The 26,616-nt window shown below is 60.8% G+C and carries 26 protein-coding genes, 1 other RNA gene and 1 pseudogene; 16 read left to right on the top strand and 12 right to left on the bottom strand.

Annotation, left to right across the window (positions count from 1 at the left end):
• Nucleotide 1 precedes the first annotated feature (1 nt).
• The 15 genes and pseudogenes from OGI63_RS10620 (at nucleotide 2) to ssrA (ending at nucleotide 19,599) form a co-directional block, all read left to right on the top strand.
• Nucleotides 2-532 (top strand): hypothetical protein, encoded by a 531-nt coding sequence (locus OGI63_RS10620; RefSeq protein WP_004269193.1) that lies wholly within the window; start codon nucleotides 2-4, stop codon nucleotides 530-532.
• A complete protein-coding gene (locus OGI63_RS10615) occupies nucleotides 529-2,325 on the top strand; it encodes a peptidoglycan D,D-transpeptidase FtsI family protein (protein ID WP_004218641.1) in 1,797 nt (598 codons plus the stop codon). The genes OGI63_RS10620 and OGI63_RS10615 overlap by 4 nt, the downstream gene beginning before the upstream one ends.
• A gap of 14 nt (nucleotides 2,326-2,339) precedes the next feature.
• Entirely contained in the window at nucleotides 2,340-3,221 is an 882-nt protein-coding gene (locus tag OGI63_RS10610; RefSeq protein ID WP_004218643.1) for a hypothetical protein, read from the top strand.
• A gap of 37 nt (nucleotides 3,222-3,258) precedes the next feature.
• A complete protein-coding gene (locus tag OGI63_RS10605; RefSeq protein ID WP_004218644.1) occupies nucleotides 3,259-4,749 on the top strand; it encodes a UDP-N-acetylmuramoyl-tripeptide--D-alanyl-D-alanine ligase in 1,491 nt (496 codons plus the stop codon).
• Nucleotides 4,750-4,800: 51 nt separating this feature from the next.
• Nucleotides 4,801-5,907, top strand: a complete 1,107-nt coding sequence (gene mraY, locus OGI63_RS10600) for a phospho-N-acetylmuramoyl-pentapeptide-transferase (RefSeq protein WP_004218646.1) — start codon at nucleotides 4,801-4,803, stop codon at nucleotides 5,905-5,907.
• Between the two features lie 101 nt (nucleotides 5,908-6,008).
• Nucleotides 6,009-7,454 (top strand): UDP-N-acetylmuramoyl-L-alanine--D-glutamate ligase, encoded by a 1,446-nt coding sequence (murD, locus tag OGI63_RS10595; protein WP_004218648.1) that lies wholly within the window; start codon nucleotides 6,009-6,011, stop codon nucleotides 7,452-7,454.
• On the top strand, nucleotides 7,435-8,817 hold the full coding sequence (locus OGI63_RS10590) for an FtsW/RodA/SpoVE family cell cycle protein (protein WP_004218649.1): 1,383 nt from the start codon (nucleotides 7,435-7,437) through the stop codon (nucleotides 8,815-8,817). The genes murD and OGI63_RS10590 overlap by 20 nt, the downstream gene beginning before the upstream one ends.
• A gap of 54 nt (nucleotides 8,818-8,871) precedes the next feature.
• Nucleotides 8,872-10,056 (top strand): undecaprenyldiphospho-muramoylpentapeptide beta-N-acetylglucosaminyltransferase, encoded by a 1,185-nt coding sequence (gene murG / locus OGI63_RS10585; protein ID WP_004218651.1) that lies wholly within the window; start codon nucleotides 8,872-8,874, stop codon nucleotides 10,054-10,056.
• A gap of 4 nt (nucleotides 10,057-10,060) precedes the next feature.
• Nucleotides 10,061-11,638 carry a UDP-N-acetylmuramate--L-alanine ligase gene (gene murC / locus OGI63_RS10580; protein WP_012619829.1) on the top strand — a complete coding sequence of 526 codons (1,578 nt, stop codon included), beginning with the start codon at nucleotides 10,061-10,063 and terminating at the stop codon, nucleotides 11,636-11,638.
• Nucleotides 11,639-11,798: 160 nt separating this feature from the next.
• The gene (locus OGI63_RS10575; protein WP_004218653.1) at nucleotides 11,799-13,052 is read left to right on the top strand and encodes a cell division protein FtsQ/DivIB; all 1,254 of its coding nucleotides are present in this window, start codon (nucleotides 11,799-11,801) and stop codon (nucleotides 13,050-13,052) included.
• Between the two features lie 229 nt (nucleotides 13,053-13,281).
• Nucleotides 13,282-14,906, top strand: a pseudogene (locus OGI63_RS10570) (ABC transporter substrate-binding protein).
• Nucleotides 14,907-15,013: 107 nt separating this feature from the next.
• Entirely contained in the window at nucleotides 15,014-16,105 is a 1,092-nt protein-coding gene (locus OGI63_RS10565; protein WP_004218654.1) for an ABC transporter permease, read from the top strand.
• A 1-nt stretch (nucleotide 16,106) separates the two neighbouring features.
• Entirely contained in the window at nucleotides 16,107-17,324 is a 1,218-nt protein-coding gene (locus tag OGI63_RS10560; RefSeq protein WP_012619827.1) for an ABC transporter permease, read from the top strand.
• Nucleotides 17,314-19,044, top strand: coding sequence for a dipeptide ABC transporter ATP-binding protein (locus OGI63_RS10555; protein ID WP_004218656.1), 1,731 nt, complete (start codon nucleotides 17,314-17,316; stop codon nucleotides 19,042-19,044). Before OGI63_RS10560 ends, OGI63_RS10555 begins: the two co-directional genes overlap by 11 nt.
• A gap of 151 nt (nucleotides 19,045-19,195) precedes the next feature.
• Nucleotides 19,196-19,599, top strand: a transfer-messenger RNA (tmRNA) gene (gene ssrA, locus OGI63_RS10550).
• A 186-nt stretch (nucleotides 19,600-19,785) separates the two neighbouring features.
• On the opposite strand, the gene OGI63_RS10545 is transcribed toward ssrA, so the two are convergent.
• The 12 genes from OGI63_RS10545 to OGI63_RS10490 all read right to left on the bottom strand — a co-directional run bounded on the left by OGI63_RS10545 (nucleotide 19,786) and on the right by OGI63_RS10490 (nucleotide 25,716).
• Complete coding sequence (locus tag OGI63_RS10545) at nucleotides 19,786-20,007, bottom strand: hypothetical protein (RefSeq protein WP_004218657.1); 222 nt, start codon at nucleotides 20,005-20,007, stop codon at nucleotides 19,786-19,788.
• A gap of 11 nt (nucleotides 20,008-20,018) precedes the next feature.
• On the bottom strand, nucleotides 20,019-21,782 hold the full coding sequence (locus tag OGI63_RS10540; RefSeq protein WP_004218658.1) for an HK97 family phage prohead protease: 1,764 nt from the start codon (nucleotides 21,780-21,782) through the stop codon (nucleotides 20,019-20,021).
• A gap of 415 nt (nucleotides 21,783-22,197) precedes the next feature.
• Nucleotides 22,198-22,515: a hypothetical protein gene (locus OGI63_RS10535; RefSeq protein WP_004218659.1), complete on the bottom strand. Its 318-nt coding sequence runs from the start codon at nucleotides 22,513-22,515 to the stop codon at nucleotides 22,198-22,200.
• Entirely contained in the window at nucleotides 22,512-22,748 is a 237-nt protein-coding gene (locus OGI63_RS10530; RefSeq protein ID WP_264309046.1) for a hypothetical protein, read from the bottom strand. The genes OGI63_RS10535 and OGI63_RS10530 overlap by 4 nt, the downstream gene beginning before the upstream one ends.
• A 22-nt stretch (nucleotides 22,749-22,770) precedes the next feature.
• Nucleotides 22,771-22,959, bottom strand: coding sequence for a hypothetical protein (locus OGI63_RS10525; protein WP_004218661.1), 189 nt, complete (start codon nucleotides 22,957-22,959; stop codon nucleotides 22,771-22,773).
• Nucleotides 22,956-23,228, bottom strand: coding sequence for a hypothetical protein (locus tag OGI63_RS10520; protein ID WP_004218662.1), 273 nt, complete (start codon nucleotides 23,226-23,228; stop codon nucleotides 22,956-22,958). The genes OGI63_RS10525 and OGI63_RS10520 overlap by 4 nt, the downstream gene beginning before the upstream one ends.
• A 237-nt stretch (nucleotides 23,229-23,465) precedes the next feature.
• Nucleotides 23,466-24,668, bottom strand: coding sequence for an AAA family ATPase (locus tag OGI63_RS10515; RefSeq protein WP_004218663.1), 1,203 nt, complete (start codon nucleotides 24,666-24,668; stop codon nucleotides 23,466-23,468).
• Nucleotides 24,659-24,850, bottom strand: a complete 192-nt coding sequence (locus OGI63_RS10510) for a hypothetical protein (RefSeq protein WP_004218664.1) — start codon at nucleotides 24,848-24,850, stop codon at nucleotides 24,659-24,661. Before OGI63_RS10510 ends, OGI63_RS10515 begins: the two co-directional genes overlap by 10 nt.
• Nucleotides 24,838-25,029: a hypothetical protein gene (locus tag OGI63_RS10505; protein ID WP_004218666.1), complete on the bottom strand. Its 192-nt coding sequence runs from the start codon at nucleotides 25,027-25,029 to the stop codon at nucleotides 24,838-24,840. Before OGI63_RS10505 ends, OGI63_RS10510 begins: the two co-directional genes overlap by 13 nt.
• A gap of 4 nt (nucleotides 25,030-25,033) precedes the next feature.
• Nucleotides 25,034-25,270, bottom strand: coding sequence for a hypothetical protein (locus OGI63_RS10500; protein WP_004218667.1), 237 nt, complete (start codon nucleotides 25,268-25,270; stop codon nucleotides 25,034-25,036).
• Between the two features lie 12 nt (nucleotides 25,271-25,282).
• Complete coding sequence (locus OGI63_RS10495; RefSeq protein ID WP_004218669.1) at nucleotides 25,283-25,495, bottom strand: helix-turn-helix transcriptional regulator; 213 nt, start codon at nucleotides 25,493-25,495, stop codon at nucleotides 25,283-25,285.
• A gap of 14 nt (nucleotides 25,496-25,509) precedes the next feature.
• Nucleotides 25,510-25,716, bottom strand: a complete 207-nt coding sequence (locus OGI63_RS10490) for a helix-turn-helix transcriptional regulator (RefSeq protein ID WP_004218671.1) — start codon at nucleotides 25,714-25,716, stop codon at nucleotides 25,510-25,512.
• A 112-nt stretch (nucleotides 25,717-25,828) separates the two neighbouring features.
• Here OGI63_RS10490 and OGI63_RS10485 point away from each other — a divergent pair, with 112 nt between their 5' ends.
• Complete coding sequence (locus OGI63_RS10485) at nucleotides 25,829-26,485, top strand: hypothetical protein (RefSeq protein ID WP_012619826.1); 657 nt, start codon at nucleotides 25,829-25,831, stop codon at nucleotides 26,483-26,485.
• Nucleotides 26,486-26,616: the final 131 nt, after the last annotated feature.

Genomic DNA, 26,616 nt, shown 5'->3' with positions numbered 1-26,616 from the left:
CATGGCGGTTCCAATGCGATCGACACGTTCGAATGTGTCACCTGCGGGCAGGCAGTCAGATCCGGCACTCAAGCGCCCGCATCTGCACGTGGTGGAGTCCGGAGAGCACCATGCCAAGGAGACGGGGCATGGCGCTCATGTGGCCAGCACCGTCATCGCGTGGACGCGTAGCCGCCCGCGCCCATGGCTGCACACCACCATTGCGATTCTGTTTCTGGTGCTGTGCTGGATCGGCACGTTGATGCTGCGCACCCAGATGGTGGAGAACTCCTTCGAATCGTCGCAAGTGGAGCAGAACATCACGATGCTTCGGCAGGATGTGGAAGATAATCAGGCGAAGCTCTCGAACCTGGAGGCCACGTTGCCGGATCGTGCGCAGAAACTCAATATGGTGCCTGCCTCGGGATCCCTCACGATAGATCTCAATGGCTACCAGCCGCCAAAGGATGAGAAGGCGACAACAGGGGAATCAGCCGAGCAGCAGGCGACGTCAAACCAGCATGACACCAGTCAGGGAGGTGCCACCGAATGAAAGGCCTGAAAGCCAAATGGAATGGCGCCTCGCAGTTGATGCGCCGCACCATCGTCATCACGGTGGTGATGGCGGTGCTGGCCGTGTGCTGCCTTGGCAAGCTGGTGTACATTCAGCTCATCGAAGGCCCGCAATTGGCCATGGCCGCCCAGCAGAGCCGTACGCTCAAGGTGACGTTGCAGGCCAAGCGTGGCAAGATCATGGACACGAACGGCGTGGTGCTGGCCCAAAGCGTGGAGCGCTACACGATCATAGGCAATCCGGATGCGGCGCAGACCTTCGAACCGACGGCATGTACGGCAGCGACCAAGCCGTATTGCCAGCAGCTCGACGGCAAGCCGCTGACCACCACAGGTGTGGCCGCGGTCTCCCAGCTGCTCGCCCCGCTGCTTGGCATGAGCGCCTCGGAGATAGGCGGCAAGCTGTCGGGCACAGGCCAGTACGCCGTACTGAAGAAAGACGTGACGCCCGAGGTCAAACGCAAGATTTCGCAGCTGTACTTGGGAGGCATTGTCTATTCGGAGCTGAGCAATGAACGCCTGTACTCGAACGGCACGCTCATGGGAGCGTTGCTTGGGGGCGTCAATGCCGAGGGCGAGGGGGTCGCCGGCATCGAACAGCTGCAGAACAAGACACTCACCGGCACCGACGGCTATCAGGTGTACCAGCAAGGTAACGGCGGTGAGGAGATCCCCGGCACGATGACCGACTCGAAGGAGGCGGTGGATGGCTCGAATGTGACGCTGACCATCGATCGTGACGTGCAATGGCGTGTGGAGAAGATTCTCGCCGATGCACAGGAGAAGTACAAGGCGCGCTGGGGCATTGGCGTGGTGGAGGACGTTCGCACCGGGGAGATCATTGCCCTGGCCGACACCGACAAGATCGAGGCCGGATCCGGCGATGCCAAGGTGCAGGTGGCGCGAAGCGTCAATCAGGTGTTCGAGCCCGGCTCCATTGGCAAGGTGTTCACCATGGGCGGTCTGTTGCAGGAGAAGCTGCACCATATGGGTGACCGTTTCACCGTGCCTGACAGCATCACGCTGGAGGGTCAGACCTACAAGGATTCGTTCAACCATGGCGCCGAGCGTTGGACGCTGGCCGGTGTGCTCGAGCAATCCTCGAATGTGGGCACCATCCAGGCCTCCGACAATTTCCCCGACGACAAGCGCTACGAGTATCTGTCGAAATTCGGCATAGGCCAACCCTCCTCCCTGCACCTTCCCGGTGAATCGCAGGGCGTGCTCACGCCGGCGAACGCATGGGACGGCCGTACCCGCAATACCGTGCTGTTCGGTCAGGGCTACTCCACGAACGCGCTGCAGCTGACCAACGCCATAGCCGTCGTGGCGAACAAGGGCGTGATGAAGCCCCAGAGCATCATCAAATCGGTCACGGCCTCCAACGGGCGCGAGGAGAAGGTCAACCCCGGCGAATCCAAACGCGTCGTCGATGAAAGCGTGGCGAATGAGCTGCTCAACGCCATGGAATCGGTGGCGGAGCACTACCAGAAGTTCGCCGGCGTGAGCGGCTACCGTGTCGCCTCGAAGTCCGGAACCGCCGAGATCGTCGGCGATGACGGCAAGCTGTCATCGCTGATCAGCGACTACACGGCCATCATCCCAGCCGACAACCCACGCTATGTGGTCACCGTGGTGCTTCGAGACCCGGAAGGCAACTATGGCGGTCTGACCGCCGGCCCGGTCACCGCGGAGATAGGCCAGTTCCTCATGCAGAAGTATGAAGTGCCGGCATCCACGCCGCGCAAGGACGCCATCCCGGTGGAATGGTGAGGCAAGGAGTTCATATGAGTTCACTGAGCGAAGCGGCCACGCACCGCACCACATTGGGCATGCTTGCAGACCGGTACGGGTACGAGCTCTCGCCGAAGTTCTCCCGCGCGGTCACCGTCACGTCACTGGCCAGCGACATCGATTCGGTGACCGCCGGATCGTTGTTTATGCCGGGCAAACGCATCGATGCCGCCAGGGTGGCCGCCGCCTCACGGAAAGGCGCCTATGCGGTGATGCTCCCGAAGTCGATGAGATCGAGCGATCTGGAAGCCGACATCCCTTTGGTGTACGCCGACCCGACCCCACGCGAGATAGGCCAGATCGCATCGAATATGACCGGGAATCCGGCGGGAACTTTGGCGGTGTTCGCCATCGCCGGGATCAACGATGACCAGATCCATGCCAATGTGGAGATGCTCTCCCAGTTCCTGCACATGCTCGGCAATCCAGTGGGCACAATCTGCGCCGGCGACTCGCAGTCGTTGGACCGATTCCTCGATTTGAGGTACCCGATGGATATTCTCTCCATGCAGCGGGTGCTCTCGGTATGCGCCGAGGATGGCGCCGCCGCGGTGATTCTCGCCTTGGACGACAACACGTTGCAGCCCGACGCCCTGCAATCGGTGGGGGCCGATGTGATCGGCTATGACGGTGTGGCCAACCCCATGGCAGGGCAGGACTTAGTGGAACAGGCCTGCGAACGGTATGGCTGCGGCATTGATGAAGGCACGCATATCGCCTTCCGCACCGATGAGACCGATCAGATGGCCGTGCAAGCGGATTTCGGGCTCGACAAGGTGAGGTCGCTGTCGCTGGCGATTGCCATGGTGATGGCTGCAGGCGTGAAGAAAGCGAACATTCGCAGCGCTCTGCGGGTGTCGAGGGAACTGCACTGAGCGCAGGATTTTTCGAAAGGAACGGTGAGGAACAGACATGATGCGAATGACGTTGGCGCAGATGGTGCAAGCCGTGCATGGCTCTGCGGAGCATTGCGACTGCGATGACCTGGAGACGGTGACCGCCACGAGCGTGGTGACCGATTCACGGCAGGTCGTAGACGGGGCGCTGTTCGTGGCGATTGCCGGCGAGCATGTGGATGGCCATGATTTCGTGGATGCGGCGGCACGGCAAGGCGCCGCGGCGGCGCTGGTGGAGCGTGAGATCAAGTCGGCTCCCATCGCGCAGATTGTGGTTCCCGATACGGTGGCGGCGTTGGGGGCGTTGGCCAAAGCCAATCTCGAGGCGCGCAAGGCCATCGATGAGCCCTTCACGATCATCGGCATCACCGGTTCGGTGGGCAAGACTACCACGAAGGACCTGCTCCATGCGTTGCTGAGCACGCAAGGCGAGACCGTGGCACCGAAGGGATCGTTCAACAATGAGATCGGGCTGCCTTTGACGGCACTGAAGGTGGGGGAACGCACGCGATACCTGGTGGCTGAGATGGGGGCCAACCACATCGGTGAGATCGCCAGGCTCACGAAGATCGCACCGCCTGACATCGCTGTAGTGCTCAAGGTGGGCGTCGCCCATTTGGGTGAATTCGGTTCGGTGGAACGCATCGCCCAGGCAAAGAGCGAGATCGTACGTGGGGAGGCGCCGAATGCGATCACGGTGCTCAATGCAGACGATGAGCGTGTGGCGGCGATGAGCGGGATTGCCAAGGGCGATGTGTTCTGGTTCGGCATCGACAAGGCGCAGGCACATGATATCGACGGCTATATGGCTGCCGACGACATTGCATTGGACGATCTGGGGCATCCCGTGTTCGAACTCGTGTCCTCGCAGGGAGTGGAGCAGCGTGTGTCGCTCGGCATCGGCGGCCGCCACAACGTGATGAATGCGTTGGCCGCGGCGAGCGTGGCCAAGCTGCTGGGCATGCCGCTCGAACGCATTGCCCAGGTGTTGGCGGATACCCGCAGGATCAGCCCGCATCGCATGGCGGTGAGTGAGGTGGAGCGGGATGGTGCACGATTCACACTCATCGACGATTCCTTCAACGCGAATCCGGACTCCATGCGCGCGGGAATCGATGGCCTCATGGCATGGCGTAGCCAGGAGGATCAGCAGCCTTACCGTGTGGCCGTGCTCGGCTCGATGCTTGAGCTCGGCTCCGATGAGCATAACCTGCACAGGACGATTGGCGCCTACGCGCTCGATGGCGGTGTGGATGCGCTGATCTGCGTGGGTGGCGGCGATGACGCCTCACTCAACGCGTTGGCGCAGGACATTGCGGATGGCGGCACCGAGGCGAAGGATGCAGACGACATGCGACCGGTTCGGGCGGTGAAGACCACTCAGCAGGCCGATGATCTGATTCGCGCACTCAACGCCGAACACCCCGACATGCTGGTGCTGCTCAAAGGGTCCCACGCCTCAGGTCTGAGCGCGTTGGCGACACAGTGGGCCGCCGAGGCCGAATAACACGGAACCCAACAACTACAAGGCAACAACACCCACGAATGGAGTAACCTCGTGATCGCCCTCATCATAGGAATTCTGACGTCGCTGATCATCACGCTCGTCGGTACCCCTTTGCTGATCCGCATTGTGCACAAGCTCAATTACGGTCAGTACATCCGCCAGGACGGCCCCAAGTCGCATCAGGTCAAACGCGGCACGCCAACGCTCGGCGGCGTGGTCATCGTGCTGGCCGTGGTGCTCGGCTGGTGTGCCTCTGCCCTGTACCGTTTCTGCACGACGGGGGCACGGCCCACTTGGGCGGCCATTCTCGCACTGTTCGCCATGGTTTCGATGGGTGTCCTCGGCTTCATCGACGATTTCGCCAAGGTACGCAAGAAGCAAAACGAGGGCCTGACGGTGGGAGGCAAGTTCTTCGGTCAGGTCGTCTTCGCCACCATATTCGCGGTGCTTGCGCTCATTGTTCCCACCCGGTCGGGATTCCCAGTGGCACAGGCAGGCATGAGCTTCATAGAGAAGCCATTCCTGAGCTTCGAGTTCGCTGGTAGGATTGTGGCGATCATTCTGTTCGTGATCTGGGTGAACTTCCTCATGGCCGCCTGGACCAATGCGGTGAACCTCAGCGACGGCCTCGACGGCCTGTGCGCCGGTTCCTCCATGATCGCCTTCGTGGGGTATGCGATCATCGCCATGTGGCAGATGTACCATCTCAAGGGGCAGGCCCATTCCGGCTTCACCTATGCCGTCTCCGACCCGCTCGACTTGGGCATCATCGCATGCTGCGCGGCCGTGGCCTGCCTGGGCTTCCTGTGGTACAACTGCAATCCGGCCTCCATTTTCATGGGCGACACCGGCTCCCTGGCATTGGGCGGCTTGTTCGCCGCACTCTCGATCATCACCCACACGGAGTTCCTCGCCATGATCATCGGCGGTCTGTTCGTGGTGGAGACTCTGAGCGACGTCATTCAGGTGGGCTATTTCAAGGCGACGCACAAGCGAGTATTCAAAATGGCGCCGATCCACCATCATTTCGAATTGTGCGGCTGGAGCGAGAGCAAGGTGGTCGTGCGCTTCTGGATCGTCGAGCTCATGTTCGTCATTACCGGGCTCATCATCTTCTACGGCAACTGGGTGGGGCTGTCGGGGCTCTGGCATCACTGATCGCAAGCTTGCGGCGTAGCGGGCGATGTGGCCGAAACACCGCGGCGGTATAGGTAGAGGGACATACATGAGGCATTCCAGCAAGACATGCGAGGTGGGAAATGAGTAATCAGGAATTCAACGCGGCGGGCAAATGCGTGGTGGTGGCAGGTCTGGGCATCTCCGGACGCAGCATGGCGAAGATTCTGCGTGATGCCGGCGCCACGGTGATCGGGGTCGATGAGAAGCTGGAGGCGGCCGACCTGCATTCCTTCGACGACATTGACTGGGATGAGGTCGATCTGGTATGTACGTCGCCGGTGTTCAACCCGCGCACGCCGTTCATTGTGGAGGCGCAAAGCCGCGGCATTGAGGTGATCTCCGAGGTGGAGCTCGCCTGGCGCATGCGAGTGCCCAGCGAACGCACCGGTTCGCCCGCTCCGTGGATTGGCATCACCGGCACGAACGGCAAGACCTCGACCACCGAAATGACGTCGGAGATGCTCAAGGCGTGCGGGTATACGGCACCTGCCGTGGGTAACATAGGCAACGCGCTCTCCGCCGCCGCACTCGACCCGGTCAATGACGTGCTCTGTGTGGAGCTGAGCTCCTTCCAGCTGCACTTCACCTATTCGCTAGAGCTCGATTGCGCGGCGATCACGAACATCGCCGCGGACCACTTGGACTGGCATGGCGGTATGGCGAACTATGCCACCGACAAATCCAAGGTGTTCGATGGCGCGAAACGGGTCATCGCCTATAACGCGCAGGATGCCCGGGTGAGCGAGCTGGCACGTACCGCGCAGACCGCCGAGGGCTGCGAACACATCGGCTTCACGTTGGGGGAGCCGGTTTCGGGGCAGATTGGCATCAAGGACGGCTGGATCGTCGACATGAGCGGCCTATGTGGTGGCCAGACCGGCGAGGCATATGCGCTGGCGCCGATTGCGGACTTCACGCATCTCGCCGAACCCGATGGTACAATCTACCCGCATCTGCTCGCCGACGCCCTGACCGCGTTGATTCTGGTGGTGGGTCTCGGCGCAGACGTCGCCACTGCGCTCAACGCGCTCAAGCGATTCGCACCGGGAGGCCATCGCATTCAGACGGTGGCTGAACTCGCTTCGCCGGAAGGGACCATTCGCTTCGTCGACGATTCGAAGGCCACGAATGCGCATGCGGCCCGTGCCTCGCTGAACAGCTTCGCGCCCGGTTCGGTGGTGTGGATTGCCGGCGGCCTCTCCAAAGGTGCCACCTTCGAAGAGCTGGTGGAGCAGGAGCGGAATCGTCTCAAGGCGGTCGTGGTGATTGGCATCGACCAGAAACCGATGCTCGAGGCATTGAAAGCCAAAGCGCCGGAGCTGCCGTTGACGGTGATTGACCCAGCCGACAACGCCACGGTGATGGAACGTGCCATCGATGCCGCGGCGGACTTCGCCGAGCCGGGCGATGTGGTGCTGCTGGCACCGGCCTGCGCCTCGATGGATCAATTCAAATCCTATGCCGATCGCGGTGACCAGTTCGCCGCCCAGGCGAAACGGTGGGTGAATGGACATGCCGAAGCCTGAACGTCAACCTCGTTCGATGCGTTCGGCGCAGGACGGCAAATCGAGCGGCGCCATTCCCTCGGTGAAGCCGCTGGTGCGCCGAAGCCGTCGGAGCGGTGCGCCCCAACCATGGACCGTCACCCACGACGACCCTGCCACAGCAGCACGAATCGCCTCCAAACGTCCGTCACCACAGTTCGGCATGATTGACTTTGCCGGCGAATACAAAGGGTGGCGTGTGCTGCTCAACCCATTGGGCTGCTACTATGGATTCATCGTCGCAGTGGGCATTCTCACGGTGTTCGGCATCATCATGGTGTTCTCGAGCTCGTCGGTCGACATGGTTGCCGCAGGTTCCTCGCCGTGGGCGAAGGCCCTCAACCAGGTGGGCTTCAGCGTGGTGGGCCTGGTGCTCGCGTTGGTTGCAGCACACTGCAAGGGGCGTACGCTGAAGTGGCTGGCCCTGCCGATGTACTTGGTCAGTGTGGCAGTTCAGGTGTTCACGTTCTTCTTCGGCATCGACGTTGGCGGCAACCGCGGCTGGCTGCGTATCGCAGGCATCCAGTTCCAACCCGCCGAGTTCATGAAGTTCACGATCTGCCTGTGGTTCCCACTAGTCATGATTTCGATGATGCGTCTGAAACCGGGGATACGGCAGTCGTGGAAGGCGTGGGACCTCGGTGACTGGGGGCGAACCTTTGGCCTATATGTGCTTGGTTTGGGGTCGGTGCTTTTGGGCAAGGACCTCGGTACCGCATTGGTAATTATCCTCATAGGACTCATGGCCATTGTGGCCAGCGGATTCCCCATGAAGTACGTGGGTCTGGTGGGTATTGCGGCCGTGGTGGGCGTGGCGATCCTTACGGTGTTCAGCTCCAACCGCATGTCACGCATCATGGCGACCTATACGGGCTGCACCGCCGATAACATCGACGTATGCTACCAAGCCACCCACTCGAACTACGCGTTGGCCTCCGGCGGTCTGCTGGGTGTGGGGCTCGGCAATTCCCGCGAGAAGTGGAACTACCTGCCTGCCGCGCATAACGACTTCATCTTCGCCATCATTGGCGAGGAGACGGGTTTTGTGGGTGCCGCACTGGTGGTGCTGCTCTTCGTGGTCATCGCCTGGTGTCTGGTGGCGGTGGCCATGCAGATGCACAATAGGTATGCCAGCGTCGCATTGCTGTGCTTCATGATGTGGATCGTCGGTCAGGCGCTCATCAACATTGCCGTCGTCGTGGAGATTCTTCCCGTGATGGGTGTTCCGTTGCCGTTCGTCTCGGCCGGCGGTTCGTCGATGATCTTCTGTCTGATGGCCGCAGGGGCATGCGTCTCGTTGATGCGCGCCCAGCCGCAGATCGGGGCGGCGCATTCGCGCGCATAGCATTCGCCGTTTCGCAATCCGTCATATGAGAGCACAATCAAGTACAGTGGAGATATGAGTTCGAACACACAGCACCGCATCATGCTTGCGGGTGGTGGCACCGCAGGCCACGTCAATCCGTTGCTCGCCGTGGCCGACGCGATTCGGTGCCTCGACCCCGACGCCGACATCATCGCGTTGGGAACGGCCGTGGGGCTGGAGGCCGATCTGGTGCCACAGGCCGGGTACCAACTGGAGACGATAGAGAAGGTGCCGTTCCCCCGCAGACCCAACCGTGCGGCGTTGGAATTCCCCCGCAAATGGAAGGCTGAGAAGGCCAAGGTGATGCAGTACCTTGAGCACCAGGGCACCCAGGTGGTCGTCGGCTTCGGTGGCTATGCCTCTGCGCCGGCCTATTCCGCCGCACACAGGCTCGGGATTCCGGTCGTGATCCATGAGCAGAATGCCCGTGCAGGCATGGCCAACAAGCTCGGCGCCCGTTGGGCGCAGTTCATTGGCACCGCCTACGACGCAACCGGGCTCAAGCCCGCAAAGGATGGCGGAATCGAGCGTGTGGGACTGCCATTGCGACCTGCCATAGCGAATCTCGCCGAGGAACTGGAACGCGACAGGGAAGGCGCCCGAACCCGCAATGCCGCCGAACTCGGTCTTGACCCGAATCGGCCGATTATCGTGGTCACCGGCGGTTCGCTGGGCGCGCAGAGCATCAACCGCGCCGTTGCCGGCAGTGCCAGGCAGCTCACCGAAGTGGCGCAAATCGTGCATCTGACAGGAAAAGGCAAGATCGACGAGGTGCGTGATCTGGTGGTGCAGAACGCCGGAGCCGATGTGCTCACCGGTCTGGGTGAGGAAAGCCGGCCCGGGCGCAACTACCACGTCGCGCAGTACTTGGAGCGCATAGACAAGGCGTTCGCCTGTGCCGACCTGGTGATCTGCAGGTCCGGTGCCGGTACGGTGAGCGAGCTGACGGCGCTCGGGTTGCCGGCGGTGTATGTGCCGCTTCCCATTGGCAACGGCGAGCAACGGTTCAATGCGCTTCCGGTGAGCGACGCAGGTGGCGGCATCATTGTGGACGACAGATCGTTCACCTCGCAGTGGGTGTCCGCGCAAGTGCCCGGATTGCTGGCGAATCCGGCCCGCTTGCGCTCATATGGTGAGCATGCGTGGCAGTATGGCATTCGTGATGCGGCGGACCGTATGGCCCGTGAGATCCTTTCCATCGCCGATGCGCGAGTCTGAAGCCATGCTGCATGGGACAGCGGAACACAGAGCAAGGAGCTTGAAGGTGAAGGAATCCATTGTGCTTGATCCGACCGTGGCACAGTTCGGCGAAGACCTGCGTGCCGCAGATCTGGGCAACACGCATTTCATTGGCATAGGTGGTGCCGGTATGAGCGTGCTCGCCGAGATGCTGCATGAGCAGGGAGTGCCGGTCGACGGTTCGGACCGCGAACCGGGCGCGAAAACCGAGCGGTTGGAATCACTCGGCATACCGGTGCAATTCACCCAACGCGCCGAGAACGTGCAGGATGCGCAGGTGGTGGTGTATTCCAGCGCGATCAAGCCGGACAATCCTGAGATCGTCGCAGCCGTGGCCAATGGCGCCCAATTGGTGCATCGCAGTGACATTCTCGCCCTGCTCATGAACGGCAAGCACGCTGTGACCGTCGCCGGCGCCCATGGCAAGACGACCACGAGCTCGCTGCTCGCCCACATACTCATGCATGCCGGCACCGGCGAACTCGCCGACCCGAGCTATGCGATCGGCGGCTCCATTCAGGGACCCGACGGAACCACGCTCGATGGGGGACATGCCGGCAAGGGGACGGTGCTCGTCGCCGAAGCCGATGAATCTGACGGCAGCTTTGCCAAATACCACCCCGACATCGAGATTATCACGAATGCCGAGGCCGACCATCTCGACCACTACCACACGGAGGAGAACTATCACGCGGCATTCGCCGACCACGTTACGCATGCCCGCCGCGCGGTGATCATGTGCGTCGACGATGCCGGGGCGCTTGCCGTGCTCCGCTCGCTCGCCCCAGAGGACGCACGCAAGGTGATCGCCTATTCCACCCACACCGCCGACGAGCTCGGCGACCTCAACGGCGCCACCTTCGTGCACATCGCCTCCGAACACGAGTCCGCGAACAGCGGCACCGAGAACTTCGTGATCGACATTCCCGCCGCGCTTGTCGGTGCCGACGTCGCATTGCCGGTGAGCTTGAGGATCCCCGGCCTGCACAACGCCCGCAACGCCACGGCAGCCATTCTTGCCGCCGTTCTGCTGGGTATGGATGCCGAACGCGCGGCGGTCGCGGCTGGCACCTTCCTCGGTGCGAACCGCCGATTCCAGATTCGCGGCACGGTGAGCGACATCACCGTGGTGGACGATTACGCACACCATCCGACCGAGATCACGGCGCTGCTCAAGGCCGCGCGCAGACGCTACCCCGATTCGCAGCTGCACGTGCTGTTCCAACCGCATCTCTTCTCACGCACACAGTTCTTCGCACAGGAGTTCGCCGATGCGCTCTCACTGGCGGACGATGTGATTGTGACCGGCATATTCCCGGCGCGTGAGAAGCAGTCTGATTTCCCGCAGGTGACTCCGAACACGATTGTGGACAATGCGCATGGTGACGGTTCGTATGAGATCGAGGCGGTGGACGATATGAGTCTCGCCGCCCAGATGCTCGCTATGCGCGCGCAGCCGGGAGATGTGATCTTCACAGTGGGCGCCGGTGACATCACGAGGATGGGGCCGGTGATCCTGCATGTGCTCGAAGCGCATTACGGTAACGCCCAGCAGGACTGAGCGGCTGAAGAACACGGCATAGGAAGGCGATATGGCAAGACGTACGGTGAGCTCCTCCGGTCATTCCCCGGACTCGCAGCGGCAGGAACCGCAGTGGCCGCGCGGCCGGTCGGTCAGGTCCGCTGGGTCGGGGAACCGAGCCGTCCGCTCGCGCCGTGATATGCCGGAATCGCCCACCCGAGACAATACCGCAGCCGTGCGGGACGATGAGCAGCCGCCCACCCAATCGCAGTCGTTCGAAGAGTACCCGAAGGCGATGCGAGGCAGGCAGGCACGTTCCGGCCGTTCGGCAAAAGCCGCGCGATCGGTGCGCGCCGGCAAGGAAAGACGTGTGCGTGGCGGCCAGTCACGAACCGTTGAGCCCCGTACAGCCACGTCCGGAACCCACGATGCCGAACGGCAATCTGCCAGCGGGGAATCCACGCAGGTGTCATCTGGTCCGAATGATTCGGCCAAACGCCCACGGTACCGCTTCCGCAAACTCGTGCGCAAACGCAGGCGCGAATCGGAACGCACGGCGCGCACCGCACAGTCCTCGCAGTCAAAGGCCGTCTCCGCGCCCGGTTCGTTCGTCGATGCACGGGCGCTGGAAAGCGAGGATCTGGTCGCGCGCACGCTCGATGAGTCCGCCGGTACGATCGGCGTCGCCACCCGGCCAAAAGTCGTGGATTTCAAGGAGCGCCAACGAGAACGTAAAACCGCGAATCTGCGCGTGCTCGCCATGCGTATAGGCATTGGCGCGGTCGTCTTCGCGCTGGTCATCGCGTTGATCTGGCTGCTGTTCTTCTCGCCGGCGCTGAGATTGCGGCAAGACAGGATCACGGTGATGGGCGCGAATGAGTGGGTGAACCGCACGCAGATCCTCGACATAGCCAAACAGCAGGCCGGCAAATCGCTGCTCATCGTCTCCGACAAGTCGGTGGAACAACAGCTCGATGACATCCCGGGCGTCTCCTCGTCCCGCGCCACGAAGAAATTCCCGAACGGACTCGAGGTGGAGGTGACCGCGCAACGACCGGCGGCAATGCTCAAAGTTGCAGGCAAGGACGGTCTGACGGCGGTCGATAACCAGACGCGTGTGCTCAATTCCGTGACCAATCAGGCAGTCAAGGGCATTCCGGTGATCGAGGTGAAGAACATCGACGACGCACTCGGCCAGCGATCGGTGCGCGCCGCCGTGACGATTCTCGACGCGATGCCGGAATCCTGGCGCACCCGAGTGACCGCGGTGAGCGCGAACACGCAGGACTCGGTGACGACCACACTCGACAACGGCATCACCATCGTGTGGGGCGACAGCGCGGAACTGAAACTCAAGATGGCGATTGTCGACAAGATCATGAACGACCCGAATGTGATCGGCGACAAGAAACAGATCAACGTCTCCGCGCCGGGAAGGCCGATCATCAAATAACGAAGCCGGGGGAAAGTGTGGCCCCGGGCAAATCTCAGCATACGAAACTGCCCGGAAACACCCCGGAAATCAAAAAAGCGCTGTATTGCAATGCTTTTGCCTCCAGCATACCTATTCATGCGCATACGTATGCTGAGGCGAAACGTGCAGGTAATGCGTGAAGCTGACAATCTGCTTGGTAATTGTTCCGTGAGAGAGTGGAGCAATTCCAGAAGAGAGAGGGTTCGGTGTGAACGCAAAGAAGATCATCGCCGCCATTGCATCGGTGGCCGCGCTCGCCCTCGGTGAGCGCCTGCGGCGGCGTGAAGGACGACGCCGCCAATGCCGCGGGTGAGAACAGTGTGCTTGTCGGCACCACCGACAAGGTGACATCGCTCGACCCGGCCGGTTCGTACGACAACGGTTCCTATGCCGTGCAGATTCAGGTGTTCCCCTTCCTGTACGCACAGGATTACAACACCTCCGAGCTTTCGCCGGACATCGCAGCCGACGACGGCACGTGGAGCAAGGACGGCAAGCAGTTCACCGTCAAGATCAAGGACGGCCTCAAGTTCGCGAACGGTCACACGCTCGACTCGAAGGACGTGAAGTTCTCGTATGACCGCATCGACACGATCAACGACCCGAACGGACCGAGCTCGCTGCTCGCCAACATCGATTCGATTGAAACCCCGGACGCCAACACCGTCGTGTTCAATTCGAAGGTGCCGTTCGACGTCACGCTCAAGCAGGTCATGAGCTCGCCGGCAGGCCCCATCGTCGACGACGAGGTGTTCTCGGCAGACAAAATCACCGATGCCGACACGATCGTGAGCGGCAAGGCATTCGCCGGCCCCTATCAGATCGACTCGTTCAAGCTCAACGAGGCCGTGAGCTATTCGAAGAACGGCAACTACCAGGGGCTGACGCCGGTGAAGAACTCCGGTGTGCAGGTGAAGTACTTCGCCGATGCCTCCAATCTGAAGATGGCCGTGGAGCAGGGGCAGGTCGATGTGGCCTACCGCTCGCTTTCGCCCACCCACATCGAGGACCTTGGCAAGAACAGCAAGGTGAAGGTCGTCAAGGGCCCGGGCGGTGAGGTGCGCATGCTCGCCTTCAACTTCAAGCTCCAGCCGTACGGCGAATCGCAGAAGGACGCCGACGCCGCCAAGGCCAAGGCCGTGCGCCAGGCCGTCGCCAGCCTCATCGACCGCGACGAGCTCTCGCAGAAGGTGTACAAGGGCACCTACACCCCGCTCTATTCCTTCATTCCCGATGGTCTGACCGGCCATGAACACGCTCAAGGCCTACACGGACAACGGCAAGCCGGACGCCGCCAAGGCCAAGAAGACGCTCTCGGACGCCGGCGTGGCCACCCCGGTGGATCTCAAGCTCCAGTACAACGGCGACCATTACGGTTCCAGCTCGGCCGACGAATACGCCGCCATCAAGAGCCAGCTCGAGGCCGACGGCCTGTTCAAGGTCGACCTGCAGCAGACCGAATGGACGCAGTACAACAAGGAGCGTGTGGTCACCGACGACTCCGACGGTAGCTACCCGGTGTACCAGCTCGGCTGGTTCCCGGACTACTCCGACCCCGACAATTACCTTTCCCCGTTCTTCCGCGACGGCAACTTCGTGAACAACGGCTACTCCAACAAGAAGGTCAACGACGCCATTGTGGCGCAGGCCGGCGAGAAGGACGAAGCCAAGCGCGAGGGCATGCTCAAGGACATTCAGAAGACCGAGACCGACGACCTCTCCACGCTCCCCATGCTGCAGGGCAACCAGGTGGCGGTCACCGGCAGCAACGTCTCCGGTGTCGTGCTCGACCCCTCGTTCCGTTTCCGCTACGCCTCCGTGGTGAAGAACTGAGGTCCTTCGCATAGGTCAGCCTGGTGCGTTCTTTCCGGGACGCACCAGGCATTGACTGTTCCCGGCCCGTTGTCCAGTTCATTCCCGCATTATTCCAAGGAGATCCGGTGTCTCAAGCAATAGCATCGCCGGCGGATTCCGCACCATCGAAACCAACCGCGCATAAAAACAGACTTTCCGCAGGATTCTTCCGCTTCATTCTCGGTCGCTTCCTGCTCATTATCCCCACCGTGTTCATTCTCGTCACGATCGTGTTCTTCGTGATGCGTGCCACCGGCGATCCGATCTCGGCCCCGATGGGCGGCAGACTCACACCCGAGGAACTGCAGCGCCGCATTCACGGGGCCGGCTATGACCGCCCGCTCATCGTGCAGTACTTTGATTACCTGGGCGGCTTGCTGCATGGCGACCTCGGCCGTACCCTCACCGACAACCAGCCGGTGATCTCGGTGCTCACACGGTATGGCGCCGCCACGCTCGAACTGGCGTTGCTCTCGCTCGTCGTGGCATTGCTCGTCGGCATCGGCTTCGGACGCATCGCCGCCAAGCACCGCGATCGTGCGCAGGATGCCGGCATTCGCATGTTCGCCATTCTGTGCTATGCGACGCCGGTGTTCTTCCTCGGTTTGGTGCTCAAACTCATCTTCTCGGTGGGACTCGGTGTTCTTCCGAGCTCCGGACGCTCCTCGCTGCAATCGGAGATGCAGTTCTCCAGATTGGTCTCACCCACCGGGCTGTATATTGTCGACGCATTGCAACCCGGCGACATGAAGGTGCTCGGCGACGTGCTCATGCATGCGATTCTGCCGGCGCTGGCCTTGGGATTGCTCACGGCGGGCGTGTTCATTCGACTGGTGCGCACGAATGTGATCTCCACCTACAATGCCGGCTACATCGAGGCCGCCCGTTCCCGCGGCGTTTCCGAGAAGCGCCTGATGTCGAAGCACGCCTGGCGCCCGGCGCTGATCCCGATCATCACGGTGATGGGCATGCAGATCGCATTGCTGCTCGCGGGCGCGGTGCTCACCGAGACCACGTTCGAATGGAAGGGCTTGGGATTCATGCTCTCCAATTATTTGAAGGCACGTGATTTCGTGGCGGTGCAGGGCATTGTGATCCTGATTGCGATCATCGTCTCCGTGGTCAACTTCATCGTCGACGTGATCAGCGCGTTGATCGATCCGCGAGTGCGGTACTGAAATGAGTGAAAGCACGGAAACCAGAGTCGGCGTGCCGGGTGACGCGCGTCTGGAGAATCCCAACATAGAGAAGCCGCAGTCATGGTTCGCGAAACTGCCTGTGGTGCGCGATCTGAAAATTGCCGTCGGTTGGCAGAAGGGCATGCTTGTCACCGGTCTGGTGCTGACGGGGTTCTTCCTGCTCGTGGCGGTGTTCGCGCCGTGGATCGCGCCATATGGATATGCGCAGATCAAGGGTGACGACGGTGTTGCGTTCCCGACGCAGGCCGCGCCGTCACGCGAGCATATCTGGGGCACCACGGTGGGTGGATTCGACGTGTTCAGCCGCACGGTATGGGGCGCGCGCACCGCCGTCATCGCCATTGTGGTGGCTGTGCTGCTCTCCATTTTCGCGGGCGTGTTCCTGGGGCTTGTCTCCGGGTATTTCGGCGGATGGGTGGATCGCGTGTTCGTTGTGATCGCCGACGCCGTCTACTCGTTCCCGTCGCTGCTGCTGGCGATTCTCATGGCCATTATGATCTCGGGCGGTCAGTCGAGTCTGTGGGGCGGCATTCTCGCATCCGGCATCTCGATCACCGTCGTGTACATTCCGCAGTACTTCCGCACGATCCGTGCCGAGGTGATTCGCATCAAGGATTCCGCGTACATTGAATCCGCCAAGGTCGTGGGCGCCTCCACCTGGCGCATCATGAGCAAGCACCTGCTCAAGAACTCCACGCGTACGTTGCCGGTGATCCTCACCCTCAACTCGTCGGAGGCGATTCTCACGCTTGCCGGCCTGGGCTTTCTTGGCTTCGGCATCGAACCGACGGCAGCCGCGGAATGGGGCTACGACCTCAACCGTTCCGTTGCCGATGTGACCTCCGGCATTTGGTGGACCGCCGTGTTCCCCGGTCTGGCCATCGTGCTCATTGTGCTCGGCATCACGCTGATCGGCGAGTCGCTCAACGACTTGGCAGATCCGCGACTGCGTGCGCGCAAGTCCGCCGGCGAAGTGGTCGGTTCAATCGAAGACACCTCGGTGGATTCGCCTGACTCTGGGCCTATCTCACAGGCCGTTGTGGAACAGGAGTACGCGGCCATCAAAGATGCCACCGAGAAGCCTGCCGATCTGGGTGAGGACGTGAACGAATACCTCGTGACGCAGGATCCGGAGACGGCCGTGGTGAACAAAGACGTGCCGGATGAGAGCGAGGGAGTGATCGACAATGAGCGATGAGTTGGAACGCACTGGGTCGATGGGAGACAATCTGGTCGACATCAAGGGTCTGAGCGTCTCGTTCGTGACGGACGCGGGCCCGATCAAGGCAATCGACGGTGTCGATTTCACCATTCCCCGCAAGACCGTGGTGGGCGTGGTCGGCGAATCCGGCTCCGGCAAATCGGTGACCGCCCGCTCGATCATCAAGCTGCTGCCCGAGACGGCCACCACTGGCGGTGCGATCTACATTCGCACCGCACAGGATGGGGCCGAGGGCTTCGATGTGCTCACCATGAGCGGCAAGGACCTGCAGCAGGTGCGCGGTGGCGCTGCGGCCATGGTGCTCCAGGAGCCGAACTCGGTGCTCAACCCGGTCTATACGATCGGCCGGCAGATCGAGGAGGGTCTGCGCGCGCACGGTTTGACCGACAAGAAGCAATTGCGGGCGAAATCAATCGAGATTCTCGAGAAGGTTGGCATTCCGGACGCCGCCACGCGCATCGACTACTATCCGCATCAGTTCTCGGGCGGCCAGAAGCAGCGCATCGTCATCGCGATGGCCCTCGTGCTCAATCCCGGACTCATTCTCGCCGATGAGCCGACGACGGCACTCGACGTGACGGTGCAGGCCGAGATCCTCGATCTGCTGCGTCTCGCCCGCGACGAATTCGGTGCCTCGGTGCTCATCATCACGCACAACATGGGCGTCGTGGCCGACCTCGCCGATCAGGTGGTCGTCATGTATCGCGGCCATGTGGTCGAGCATGGGAGCGTGGAACAGATCTTCTACAATCCGCAGGCCGATTACACGAAGCGCCTGCTGGCAGCCGTGCCACGCATCGGACAGCAGCTCATGGTGCGCGATGCCGCCGGGCATGTGATCGAGCGCAGTGTCGATTGGCGTGAGGAACCGGTGGTGGTCAAGGCCGAGCATATGGACATCACCTATCCGGGGCAGATGCAGCCGGATTTCAAGGCAGTGGACGATGTGAGCTTCGAAATTCACAAATCCGAGGTGCTGGGATTGGTGGGCGAGTCCGGTTCGGGCAAATCGACCACAGGCCGCGCCATCGCCGGCTTGCAGCGCATTTCCGCTGGTTCGCTCAATGTGCTGGGCATGGAGATGCGTGATTTCAAGGAACGCAAGTTCAAGCCGCTACGCGAGCAGATCGGCTTCGTGTTCCAGGACCCGGGCAGCTCCTTTGACCCGCTCATGACGATTCTCGAGAATGTGGCCGAGCCGCTCATTGTGCACGGCCGGTACAAGACGGTCTCGCAGGCGAAACAGTATGTGGGGGAGCTGCTCGAGATGGTGCAGCTGCCGCGTGCATATATGAACCGCTTCCCGCACGAGCTCTCCGGCGGCCAGCGCCAGCGTGCGTCGCTGGCCCGTGCGCTTGCGCTCAAACCGAGTCTGCTCATTGCCGACGAGCCGACTTCGGCGCTCGATGTGTCGGTGCAGGCGAAGGTGCTCGAGCTGTTCAAGACGCTGCAGGCGGAGATCGGCTTCGCGTGCCTGTTCATCACGCACGATCTTGCCGTGGTGGACATGCTTGCCGACCGCATCATGGTGATGCACAAGGGCCGTATTGTCGAGCACGGCGACGCCTCGCAGATCATGCAACACCCGAGCGATCCGTATACGCGTAAGCTGCTGGCGTCGCTGCCTGTTCCGGATCCCCGCGAGCAGGCCGCACATCGCGAGGAGCTGCGCAAGCTGCTCGCCGAGGAGGCCTAGGGAATCTGCAAATAATGGGGCGCCCGCTTCGCATGTGTGGGAGCGGGCGCCCCATACGCATACATCGGAATATTGCGAGTGCGTTCGTGTTGTGCTATATTGGAAAGTCCGGCTAGGCGAGAGCTACGCCGGTGAGTTTGATAATTCAAAAGGGGCCGATTGGTTTCGACGGTGATCTGTTCGCCTTGGAGAAGCATGCCGAGAATGCAGGGTCCACTCGTGATGTTCTCTGCAATAAAAATAAGTGCTAAATCTAATCGCACTGAGTTCGCTCTCGCTGCCTGATTTTAAACGTAATCAGATTTAATCCAGCGAGTTAGCACTCCATCTGCTCTCCCGCGTCTTCGGGGAGAGGTCAGGTGTCGTTAGGAGACTGACTTGTGAGATTGAACTGCAGGGTCTCGCAAGGACATTTTGCTGTGGCTAGGCTCGCCGCCAGTTGTCTGCGGCATTGGCGGGGGCCGAAAATACGCTCGTTCGAGTCAGCAGACTAAGCATGTAGAAGGACGAGGGTACGGTCACCGGACCGGGGTTCAATCCCCCGCGGCTCCACTTTTTCAGAACCCGCCAGAAATGGCGGGTTTTCGTTTATTTCCAAGGGTTTTCGGGCCCCGTGGATATAGGTGTAAATGGGTTAAAATGGACGCATTCCAATATGAAACGTGTCCAAAATGAGGCCAAAAAGCACAGGGGCGGTGCAGGCGCTCAAGCCCACAACCGCCCCACATGCCCTGCACACCGCTACAGGTTGTCCACGATTGGGTTCAGGTAGTCGCCGGTCAGTAGCACACGATCCCGGATTATGATCGTACGCTCCGGGTCGTCCCTGTTCACCGGATCATAAGGGCCTGCATCGGGTTTCACGCGGGTAGCGTACCGCGCATAGGCGGGTTGCGTGTAATCCGCCCCCGCATTGCCCTCAAGCACCTGCGTGTTCCTGTACCGTGGCTCCCTGTCGCTCATGGCGTGCCCCCTCACTTCGTCGGCGTGGACTTCGCTGCGGCCTTGGTGGCGAACTTCACGATACCGTGCGGCTTGAGCACATCGAAGCTGAAACGGCCCTCGACACGGGAGATGACGGTGTTCGTCCGGAAACCCTCGCTCGTGTTCGTCGCCGTCTCAAGGTTGCCGTCCGTCATGATCTGCACGGTGTTCGTGCCGATCGCATACCCGGTGCCGGACTCAAGATAGGCGTCGGCAACCACCGGCACACCCCACAATTGCTTGTTCTGCACGTCCACGATCGGATCGTTGATGTAATGGCCGAGCGTGTCCTTGGTGGTGGCGATCTCCACCCAGTCCACTGCGGGAAGCACGAACATGGCGCAGGTGATGCCGTACTGTTCGATCTGCGCGGCCGCGTTGATGGCGGTGGTCACGGCGTCCGAGCTGAACGCCTGCGACTTGATGCCCTCGACATGGTTCAGGCCGAGCAGGTGGCCCGCAGTGCCGTCGCCGTTGATGATCTCGTTCTCGAACGTGCGCATGATCTCACGGGTGAGGCGTTCGCCCACATAATCCACGACGCCCTGAGACGACTGCCATGTGTACTTGTCCACAGGGTCGGACACGACGGCGATCACCTTGAGCTGGTTGCGTACCTTCTTGAGGCCGAGCTTGAACGTTGGCTTCGTCTCGCCCTTCTCCACGACCGCTGCGGTTCCCGCGTCCTCCTGCGTGGTTTCCATGAGATAGTCATATTCGTCTGTATGCACCACTCCGGCAGGAATGTAGTTGACGATGCCGATGGGCATCTCGCCGCCCTGATCGTGGATCGGAATGGAGTTGACGATCGGCGTGGGCGTGAACATGGCCCCGGTGATCGACGCCATGTCGATGCCCTTGACATGGCGTTCGTTGATGTCCTTGCGCATGGTTTCGGGAATGCTCTTGGTGAGCTTGGAGAGGTCGAGGTAGCTCTTGGTGCTATACGGGGAGACGCGCTTCGGGCTTGTGATGTCGTGAAGCCACTGGTCAACATCTCCGGTGATGTCCCCGTCACGCCTGAGCTTTTCGACGCAATCGGCCACGACCCCCTTAAGGTGGGTCACCTCCTCAAGCTCAGCGTCGGACAACATGCGTCCAACAGAGTTGTTGGCAATCTGCGAGAGCTTGCCCTTGGCGTCCAAAAGATCCTGTTTCGTGCTCATGTTCTCATATCCATTCTTTGCGTATTTGATGGTGGTGTCGATGGTCTTGAATAATGGCTCCAAGTTGGAGGGGTAGGCGGACTCCGATTTCACGGCCTCGATGCTGGTGTCCTTGTTCGCGCCGTGGGGCACGATGGACACTTCCAGCAGGTTCACGGCCTGCAATTCGTTGGCCATGCCCTTGGCGCTCTGAGCCTGCGCCTTGCGTTCGATCGTGTACCCGAAACTCATTTGGCTGAGCCTATGGCCTTTGAGCAGCCGGTACACCTGAGCGGCCTTCGCGTTCGTGTCGATGTCCAAGTGGCCCGTAACAAGCAGCCCGTGGTCGTCCTCGATGGCCGACTTCACATAGCCGATGTTGTAGTCCGGGTCAGTCTCGTTATGCCCGTACAGCACTGGAATGCACGACCCCGACATATCCCACTTGCGCAACGTCTGCGAGAACGCGCCCTTGGCAACCACGTCGCCGTAACAGTCGGGCGTGCGCGTCCAAGTGCTCACGTAAGCCTTGAAATCCCCCTCCTCAAGCCCATCACCCAAGGAATCGGACTTCACATAGATGTGTGAATCATTGGTTTTGTAATACATATGCGGATACACCTTTGCTAAGCCACACCGGAAAGCGTGGTAACAATCAATATGTGGTTATCTCTATCCGCGTGCCTGTGGCGACTGCGTGCAGCGGCCTCGGCTGGCAAACAGTCCGGTCTCTTGCGAACCCGCGGCGACTGTACAGCGGCCCGGATCGGCTTCACCGAACAATGCCAAGCCTACCCGCCGAACAAGCACGTGGCAAGCGGGACAACGGTGGGAGATGACGGCGCGTTACCGTGTGGCACGCGCCGTCACGTCCGAAAAGGCCCGATCTTTTTGAGACGCGAAAAAAAGAGTTTCGGCGGCGGGTGTTTCGCGTCTATTGTTTTATTTTTTGGACTCCCCCTACCCTTGTCGGCAAGGTGGTCGCGTTTCACGATGCCCTTGCTGATGATGGGGTAACGATTCGTTACCCCATGGTGGTTCGGTTAGGTTGTGGTGTGCCGGTGTATGGGTGTGTTGGGTTGCGGTGCATGGTCGTATCCTCCGTGTCGGTGTTGTCGGTTGGTTGGGTGGCGTTGCGGTATTGGCGTGCGCATTCTTCGAGCCAGTCCGCGAGTTCGTGGCGTGCGTAGTCGGCCAGAGCGTCGAGTTCGTCGGGTGAGGTGAAGTCGATGGTGTTGCTTTGGTCGAGCATGGCTTCGATGCCGGTGTCGTCGTACTGGGCGGCGATGAATGAGAGGCCGAGCCGGTGTTCGTGCATGTCGGCGTAGATGATGGGGTTCATTGTTCCTCCTTGGTGATTGTTGTTGTGGTTGCGAGTTGGTGGAGTATGGTTGCGGTGACTGCGTCCGAGTATGGGTCGGCGCGGTTGAGCCGTGGGTAGTGTGGTGGTGTGCCGTGCATGAGTGCTTGGGCGGCTGCGGTGAGCAGGTCGTGTGCGATCCGGTGTGCGCGTGCCTGTTCGTAGTGGGTGTCGCCGGTGTGGATCATGTCGGGTTGCTCTTGAGGTTTGCCCATGGGGTGCTCCTTGTGGTGGCGGTCATTGTGTGGTGAGGTCGTGGAGTAGTCGCACGTAGGCGGCGCATAGGGTGGCCGTGGGCTTGTCGCTGTAGTCGAGTTGTTCGGCTATGAGGCGTGCGGCTGTGATCTGCGCGGCGTGCCGGTCGTCGTCTAGGTGCAGGGCGTCTATGGTGCGGTTGAGCGCGGGTAGCTGGTAGATGTCGTTCATGGTGTGGTGTCTCCTTGGTTGTGTTGTTCCCATTGGTTGGCTATGGCGTCGAGGGTGTCGGCGTAGTCGTGGCGTATGTGGTCTGCCATGTGGCGTAGTTCGTCTGGTGTGGTTGCTTCCCAGTCCTGTAGTGTTTCGTTTCTGAATGCTTGGATGTTGGTGGCGTATTCGGTTACGGTCATGTCGGTGTTGATTGCCCAGTCGTGGGCGCTGAGGATCGTGTCGGCGTTCGGATCGTAGTCGATGTCGGCGTGTGGTTGTTGGTTCATGTGTCGCTCCTTGTGTGGTGGTTGGTGTGGGTGGCTGTTTTTACGCCCCATATGGGTGATGGGGCGTAATATGGGGTGTATTCAAACGCTAGTGTTTCCAACGGTTTTGATTACGCCCCATTACGCCCCATCTCAGACACGGTGTGATGGGGTGTAATCATTACGCCCCATGTCTCGTGTTCTAGATGGGGTGTAATGGGGCGTATTAATAAACCCTTGCAATATAAGGCTTTAGGATTAGGCCCCATATTTCACCCCATGTGTTGATGGGGCGTAATACGTGCTTGTGCATTCGGGTTGTTCGAGTTCCCATAGCGAGCGGCGTCCACGTCCGGTGTATGTGGGGTCTTTGCGTGCGATGACGCGCGGGGAGGTCAGGCGTTCGCGGGCGTGCTGGAGCTGTTTGAAGGTGTATCCTTCGGCGTCCTTCGCGTCTGCGGCGATCTGCTTGCAGTTCGTCGGCCCGTTCTCGGCTAGGTAGGCTGTGAGCCAGTCGGCCACTTCGTTGTCTGCTGCGCGGCCTGTGGTGTCGCCTCCGGTGACATTGCGGTTGATGACCTCGTTCACGTTCGTGTCGGTCGGCGTGAACCCGGCGATGATGGGTACTTCCATGCGTTCCCCGTCGTCGTCGGTGATGAAGCGCGGGGCGAGCGTGTACTTGTAGGACGCGCCCTGTTGCGGCGTGTACGAGCTTTTATCGAGCGTCACCACACATTCGCCCGTCTCGTCGTCCTTGGCCACGAGGATCAGCGAGCGCACGGTGTCACGGAAGGCGTGCGAGCCGCTCACCTTGTCGGAGGCGTAGCCGCCGCCCTTGTTGAAGTGCAGTATGCCGATGATGGCGATACCGAGTTCTTGGGCGGTTGCGGCCAACGGGTCGAGGCTGCGGCGCACGTCGTCGCGCTTGTCGGTGTTGCCGTCGATGCACGAGGTGATCGGGTCGATGACCAAGAGCTTCACGTCGTGTTCGCGGAGTGTGTCACGCAAGGTGGCGGTGTCGTCGGGCAGTTGCAGGCCGGTGCTTACCGTGTTGCCGTCCCTTGTGTCGTCCACGGTGAGGAACAAGACGCGGTTCATGTCGGCGCCTGCGGCCTGTAGGCGTGCTTTCTGCATTCCCATGTCGTCCTCGATGGCGGCGAACGCGACGGTGACGGGCTGGTGTTGCCAGTCGCCCGTGAGCTTGCCAAGTGTGGCCTTGGCGGCTATGTCGATGCTCAGCGTGCTCTTCGATACGCCCGCACGTCCGGCGATCAGCGTGAGTACTTTCGTGGGTACGAGCGGGTTGTGCAGGAACACTGGGCGTTCCACTTTCACGTCGCAGGCGCGTGTGAGCGCGATCCTACGGCCGTCATGCTGTGCGCGCGCCTGTTTCTCTACGTTGTCCCATAGGGCGTCCGCGATGGCTTGTTGTTGCGGGTTTGCCGCTACCTCTACTCCCATTTGTGTGCTTTCTGTTCTTCTTCGAGTTGTGCGCGTTGTGTGTCGGTGAGGAAGTCCCATACCCAAGGCAGGGGTTTGCCGCCTGCGGTGCGTGGGATCCCGTCGCCCACGTAGGCGAGTTCGTCGGGTGTGAACCGCACGAGCGGTGAGCGTGCCAACGAGTCGGAGATCATCGATCCCATCGGTTTTCCTCCTTGCTGGTGGTGGTGGCGAGTATGGCCACGATGCGGCCGTCGATCATGCTGAGCAGGGCGGCTTGGTGCCATGCGGCGGTGTCGTCGCCTACGTGCGCGATCAGTGTGTCGAACATGCGTGCGATGTCCCTGTGCAGTTCTTTGAGCGCTTCCTGTGTGGTGTTCATGCCGTCACCTGCCGTCCGGTGTGGCGGGCTGCCGGTAGAGCCATGCGGCGAAGTCGTCGCGTGCGTACCATGTCTGGCCGTTGACGGTGTGGGTGCATTTGGGGCCGGCGTGGCGATCCTCTTTGAGGGCCCATAGGGTTGTGGTGGTGTTGGTGGCGGCGGCGAGTTGTTCGCGGGTGAATTGTGGTGGCAGGCTTTCCACGAGCGCGTGCCGGTTGTCGGTGATCTGCTGTTCGGTCATGGGGTGCTTCTTTCAGTTGTTGTACGTGTTTTGTTCGGTGTATGCGTCGAGGTCGGATTGCCGGTAGCGTACGGCGCGTGTGTCCTTGACGCTGCCGGGTCGTAGCGTGCCGAGTTTTATGTATCGCGGCCCGGTTCTTTCGGCGCGCCATTGGGCTAGGGTGAGGCGGCTGACATGGAGGTAGGTGGCGGCTTCGTCCGGTGTGAGCAGTGGTGTGCGTTGCATGGTGGCTCCTTGTTTCACACGGTCGGGCGGTTGTCGATCCACTGGTCGACGTCTTTGGGTCGCCAGAAGAGTTTGCGGCCGATGCGGATCGCGGGCGGCACTTCGTCCTTGTGGGTGCGGCGCTTGTGGTAGATGGTTGTGGCGCTCATGCCGATTCGTTCGGCTACCTGCTTGATGTCGAGCAGTTCCCTTGTGGTCGTTTTCGGTGTGTCTGTGGCCATATCCTGTCCTTATGTATCCTTGTGCGTCGTATAGGACTACACGTTTTCCATTCATTGTATTCCTATAAGTCCTATAAGAACCTATCGGGCGTGTCGGTGATACGCTGTGCATATGGAAACACGTGAAATTGCACCGCTCTTAGACCGCCGAGTGAAGATCTATGACCGCTCCCTGAACATGAGTACTGTTGTGGATATCGCAGAGGACGTTGACGCTCCAGCGCGTTTTTCCGTCACTGATATTCCGGTGGAAGGCAAAGAAGGCCTCATGCTGGCCCTTGATATCAACTACTCAGGCTTCCCACGGGACGAATACGACGTGATTGGAATGCGCCTGTACAGCACAGACCCCGCCCGAACTTGGATCATCAACGCAAATCTCCTGCGGGCATTGCGTATCGAAGATTGCAAGAACTACGCGGTGAGCCTTGTTCTTCTGAGGTACAGGCCGGGCACTCCAATCAGTGACTTCGATTACATGCCCTACAATTTCTGGAACGATCTGCACTATGTGGCACAGGCTAGGGAAGAGTCCGGTTCCCTTGATCTGAAAGCATTCGCGCGGCTCTATTCCGTCGCAACGAAGATCATGAAGAACCCGCGTGAAGTGCTTGCCGGGGGGTTCGGCGTGTCGAAACCCGCTGTGGCGAAATGGGCCGCAAAGGCCCGTGCAGAGGGCCTGTACACCGCGTACACTCCGGCCGAAAAGGACAGGCTGCGTGCTGCGGAAATCAAGGCGTTGAACGAGCCGATCCCGGACAACGAGTAGAGACTTGCCGGTGGGGGGTTGACACCGGCAACAGGCGACGCGAACCTCATAATCAATGGACGCCAACGGCCCGCGCCGCCAACAGGGAAGCCCCGGTCATGCGCCCAATGATCGGGGCTCACCCATATGTG

This window comes from Bifidobacterium sp. KRGSERBCFTRI, from assembly GCF_025908335.1.
This window is presented reverse-complemented; position numbering and strand designations above follow the sequence as displayed.

What these genes read in the sequence shown, in the direction of transcription:
- OGI63_RS10620 (WP_004269193.1), top strand. Translation starts at nt 2, where the DNA reads ATGGCGGTTCCAATGCGATCGACACGTTCGAATGTGTCACCTGCGGGC.
- OGI63_RS10615 (WP_004218641.1), top strand. Translation starts at nt 529, where the DNA reads ATGAAAGGCCTGAAAGCCAAATGGAATGGCGCCTCGCAGTTGATGCGC.
- OGI63_RS10610 (WP_004218643.1), top strand. Translation starts at nt 2,340, where the DNA reads ATGAGTTCACTGAGCGAAGCGGCCACGCACCGCACCACATTGGGCATG.
- OGI63_RS10605 (WP_004218644.1), top strand. Translation starts at nt 3,259, where the DNA reads ATGATGCGAATGACGTTGGCGCAGATGGTGCAAGCCGTGCATGGCTCT.
- murD (WP_004218648.1), top strand. Translation starts at nt 6,009, where the DNA reads ATGAGTAATCAGGAATTCAACGCGGCGGGCAAATGCGTGGTGGTGGCA.
- OGI63_RS10590 (WP_004218649.1), top strand. Translation starts at nt 7,435, where the DNA reads ATGGACATGCCGAAGCCTGAACGTCAACCTCGTTCGATGCGTTCGGCG.
- murG (WP_004218651.1), top strand. Translation starts at nt 8,872, where the DNA reads ATGAGTTCGAACACACAGCACCGCATCATGCTTGCGGGTGGTGGCACC.
- murC (WP_012619829.1), top strand. Translation starts at nt 10,061, where the DNA reads ATGCTGCATGGGACAGCGGAACACAGAGCAAGGAGCTTGAAGGTGAAG.
- OGI63_RS10575 (WP_004218653.1), top strand. Translation starts at nt 11,799, where the DNA reads ATGCCGGAATCGCCCACCCGAGACAATACCGCAGCCGTGCGGGACGAT.
- OGI63_RS10560 (WP_012619827.1), top strand. Translation starts at nt 16,107, where the DNA reads ATGAGTGAAAGCACGGAAACCAGAGTCGGCGTGCCGGGTGACGCGCGT.
- OGI63_RS10555 (WP_004218656.1), top strand. Translation starts at nt 17,314, where the DNA reads ATGAGCGATGAGTTGGAACGCACTGGGTCGATGGGAGACAATCTGGTC.
- OGI63_RS10545 (WP_004218657.1), bottom strand. Translation starts at nt 20,007, where the DNA reads ATGAGCGACAGGGAGCCACGGTACAGGAACACGCAGGTGCTTGAGGGC.
- OGI63_RS10540 (WP_004218658.1), bottom strand. Translation starts at nt 21,782, where the DNA reads ATGTATTACAAAACCAATGATTCACACATCTATGTGAAGTCCGATTCC.
- OGI63_RS10535 (WP_004218659.1), bottom strand. Translation starts at nt 22,515, where the DNA reads ATGAACCCCATCATCTACGCCGACATGCACGAACACCGGCTCGGCCTC.
- OGI63_RS10530 (WP_264309046.1), bottom strand. Translation starts at nt 22,748, where the DNA reads ATGGGCAAACCTCAAGAGCAACCCGACATGATCCACACCGGCGACACC.
- OGI63_RS10525 (WP_004218661.1), bottom strand. Translation starts at nt 22,959, where the DNA reads ATGAACGACATCTACCAGCTACCCGCGCTCAACCGCACCATAGACGCC.
- OGI63_RS10520 (WP_004218662.1), bottom strand. Translation starts at nt 23,228, where the DNA reads ATGAACCAACAACCACACGCCGACATCGACTACGATCCGAACGCCGAC.
- OGI63_RS10515 (WP_004218663.1), bottom strand. Translation starts at nt 24,668, where the DNA reads ATGGGAGTAGAGGTAGCGGCAAACCCGCAACAACAAGCCATCGCGGAC.
- OGI63_RS10510 (WP_004218664.1), bottom strand. Translation starts at nt 24,850, where the DNA reads ATGGGATCGATGATCTCCGACTCGTTGGCACGCTCACCGCTCGTGCGG.
- OGI63_RS10505 (WP_004218666.1), bottom strand. Translation starts at nt 25,029, where the DNA reads ATGAACACCACACAGGAAGCGCTCAAAGAACTGCACAGGGACATCGCA.
- OGI63_RS10500 (WP_004218667.1), bottom strand. Translation starts at nt 25,270, where the DNA reads ATGACCGAACAGCAGATCACCGACAACCGGCACGCGCTCGTGGAAAGC.
- OGI63_RS10495 (WP_004218669.1), bottom strand. Translation starts at nt 25,495, where the DNA reads ATGCAACGCACACCACTGCTCACACCGGACGAAGCCGCCACCTACCTC.
- OGI63_RS10490 (WP_004218671.1), bottom strand. Translation starts at nt 25,716, where the DNA reads ATGGCCACAGACACACCGAAAACGACCACAAGGGAACTGCTCGACATC.
- OGI63_RS10485 (WP_012619826.1), top strand. Translation starts at nt 25,829, where the DNA reads ATGGAAACACGTGAAATTGCACCGCTCTTAGACCGCCGAGTGAAGATC.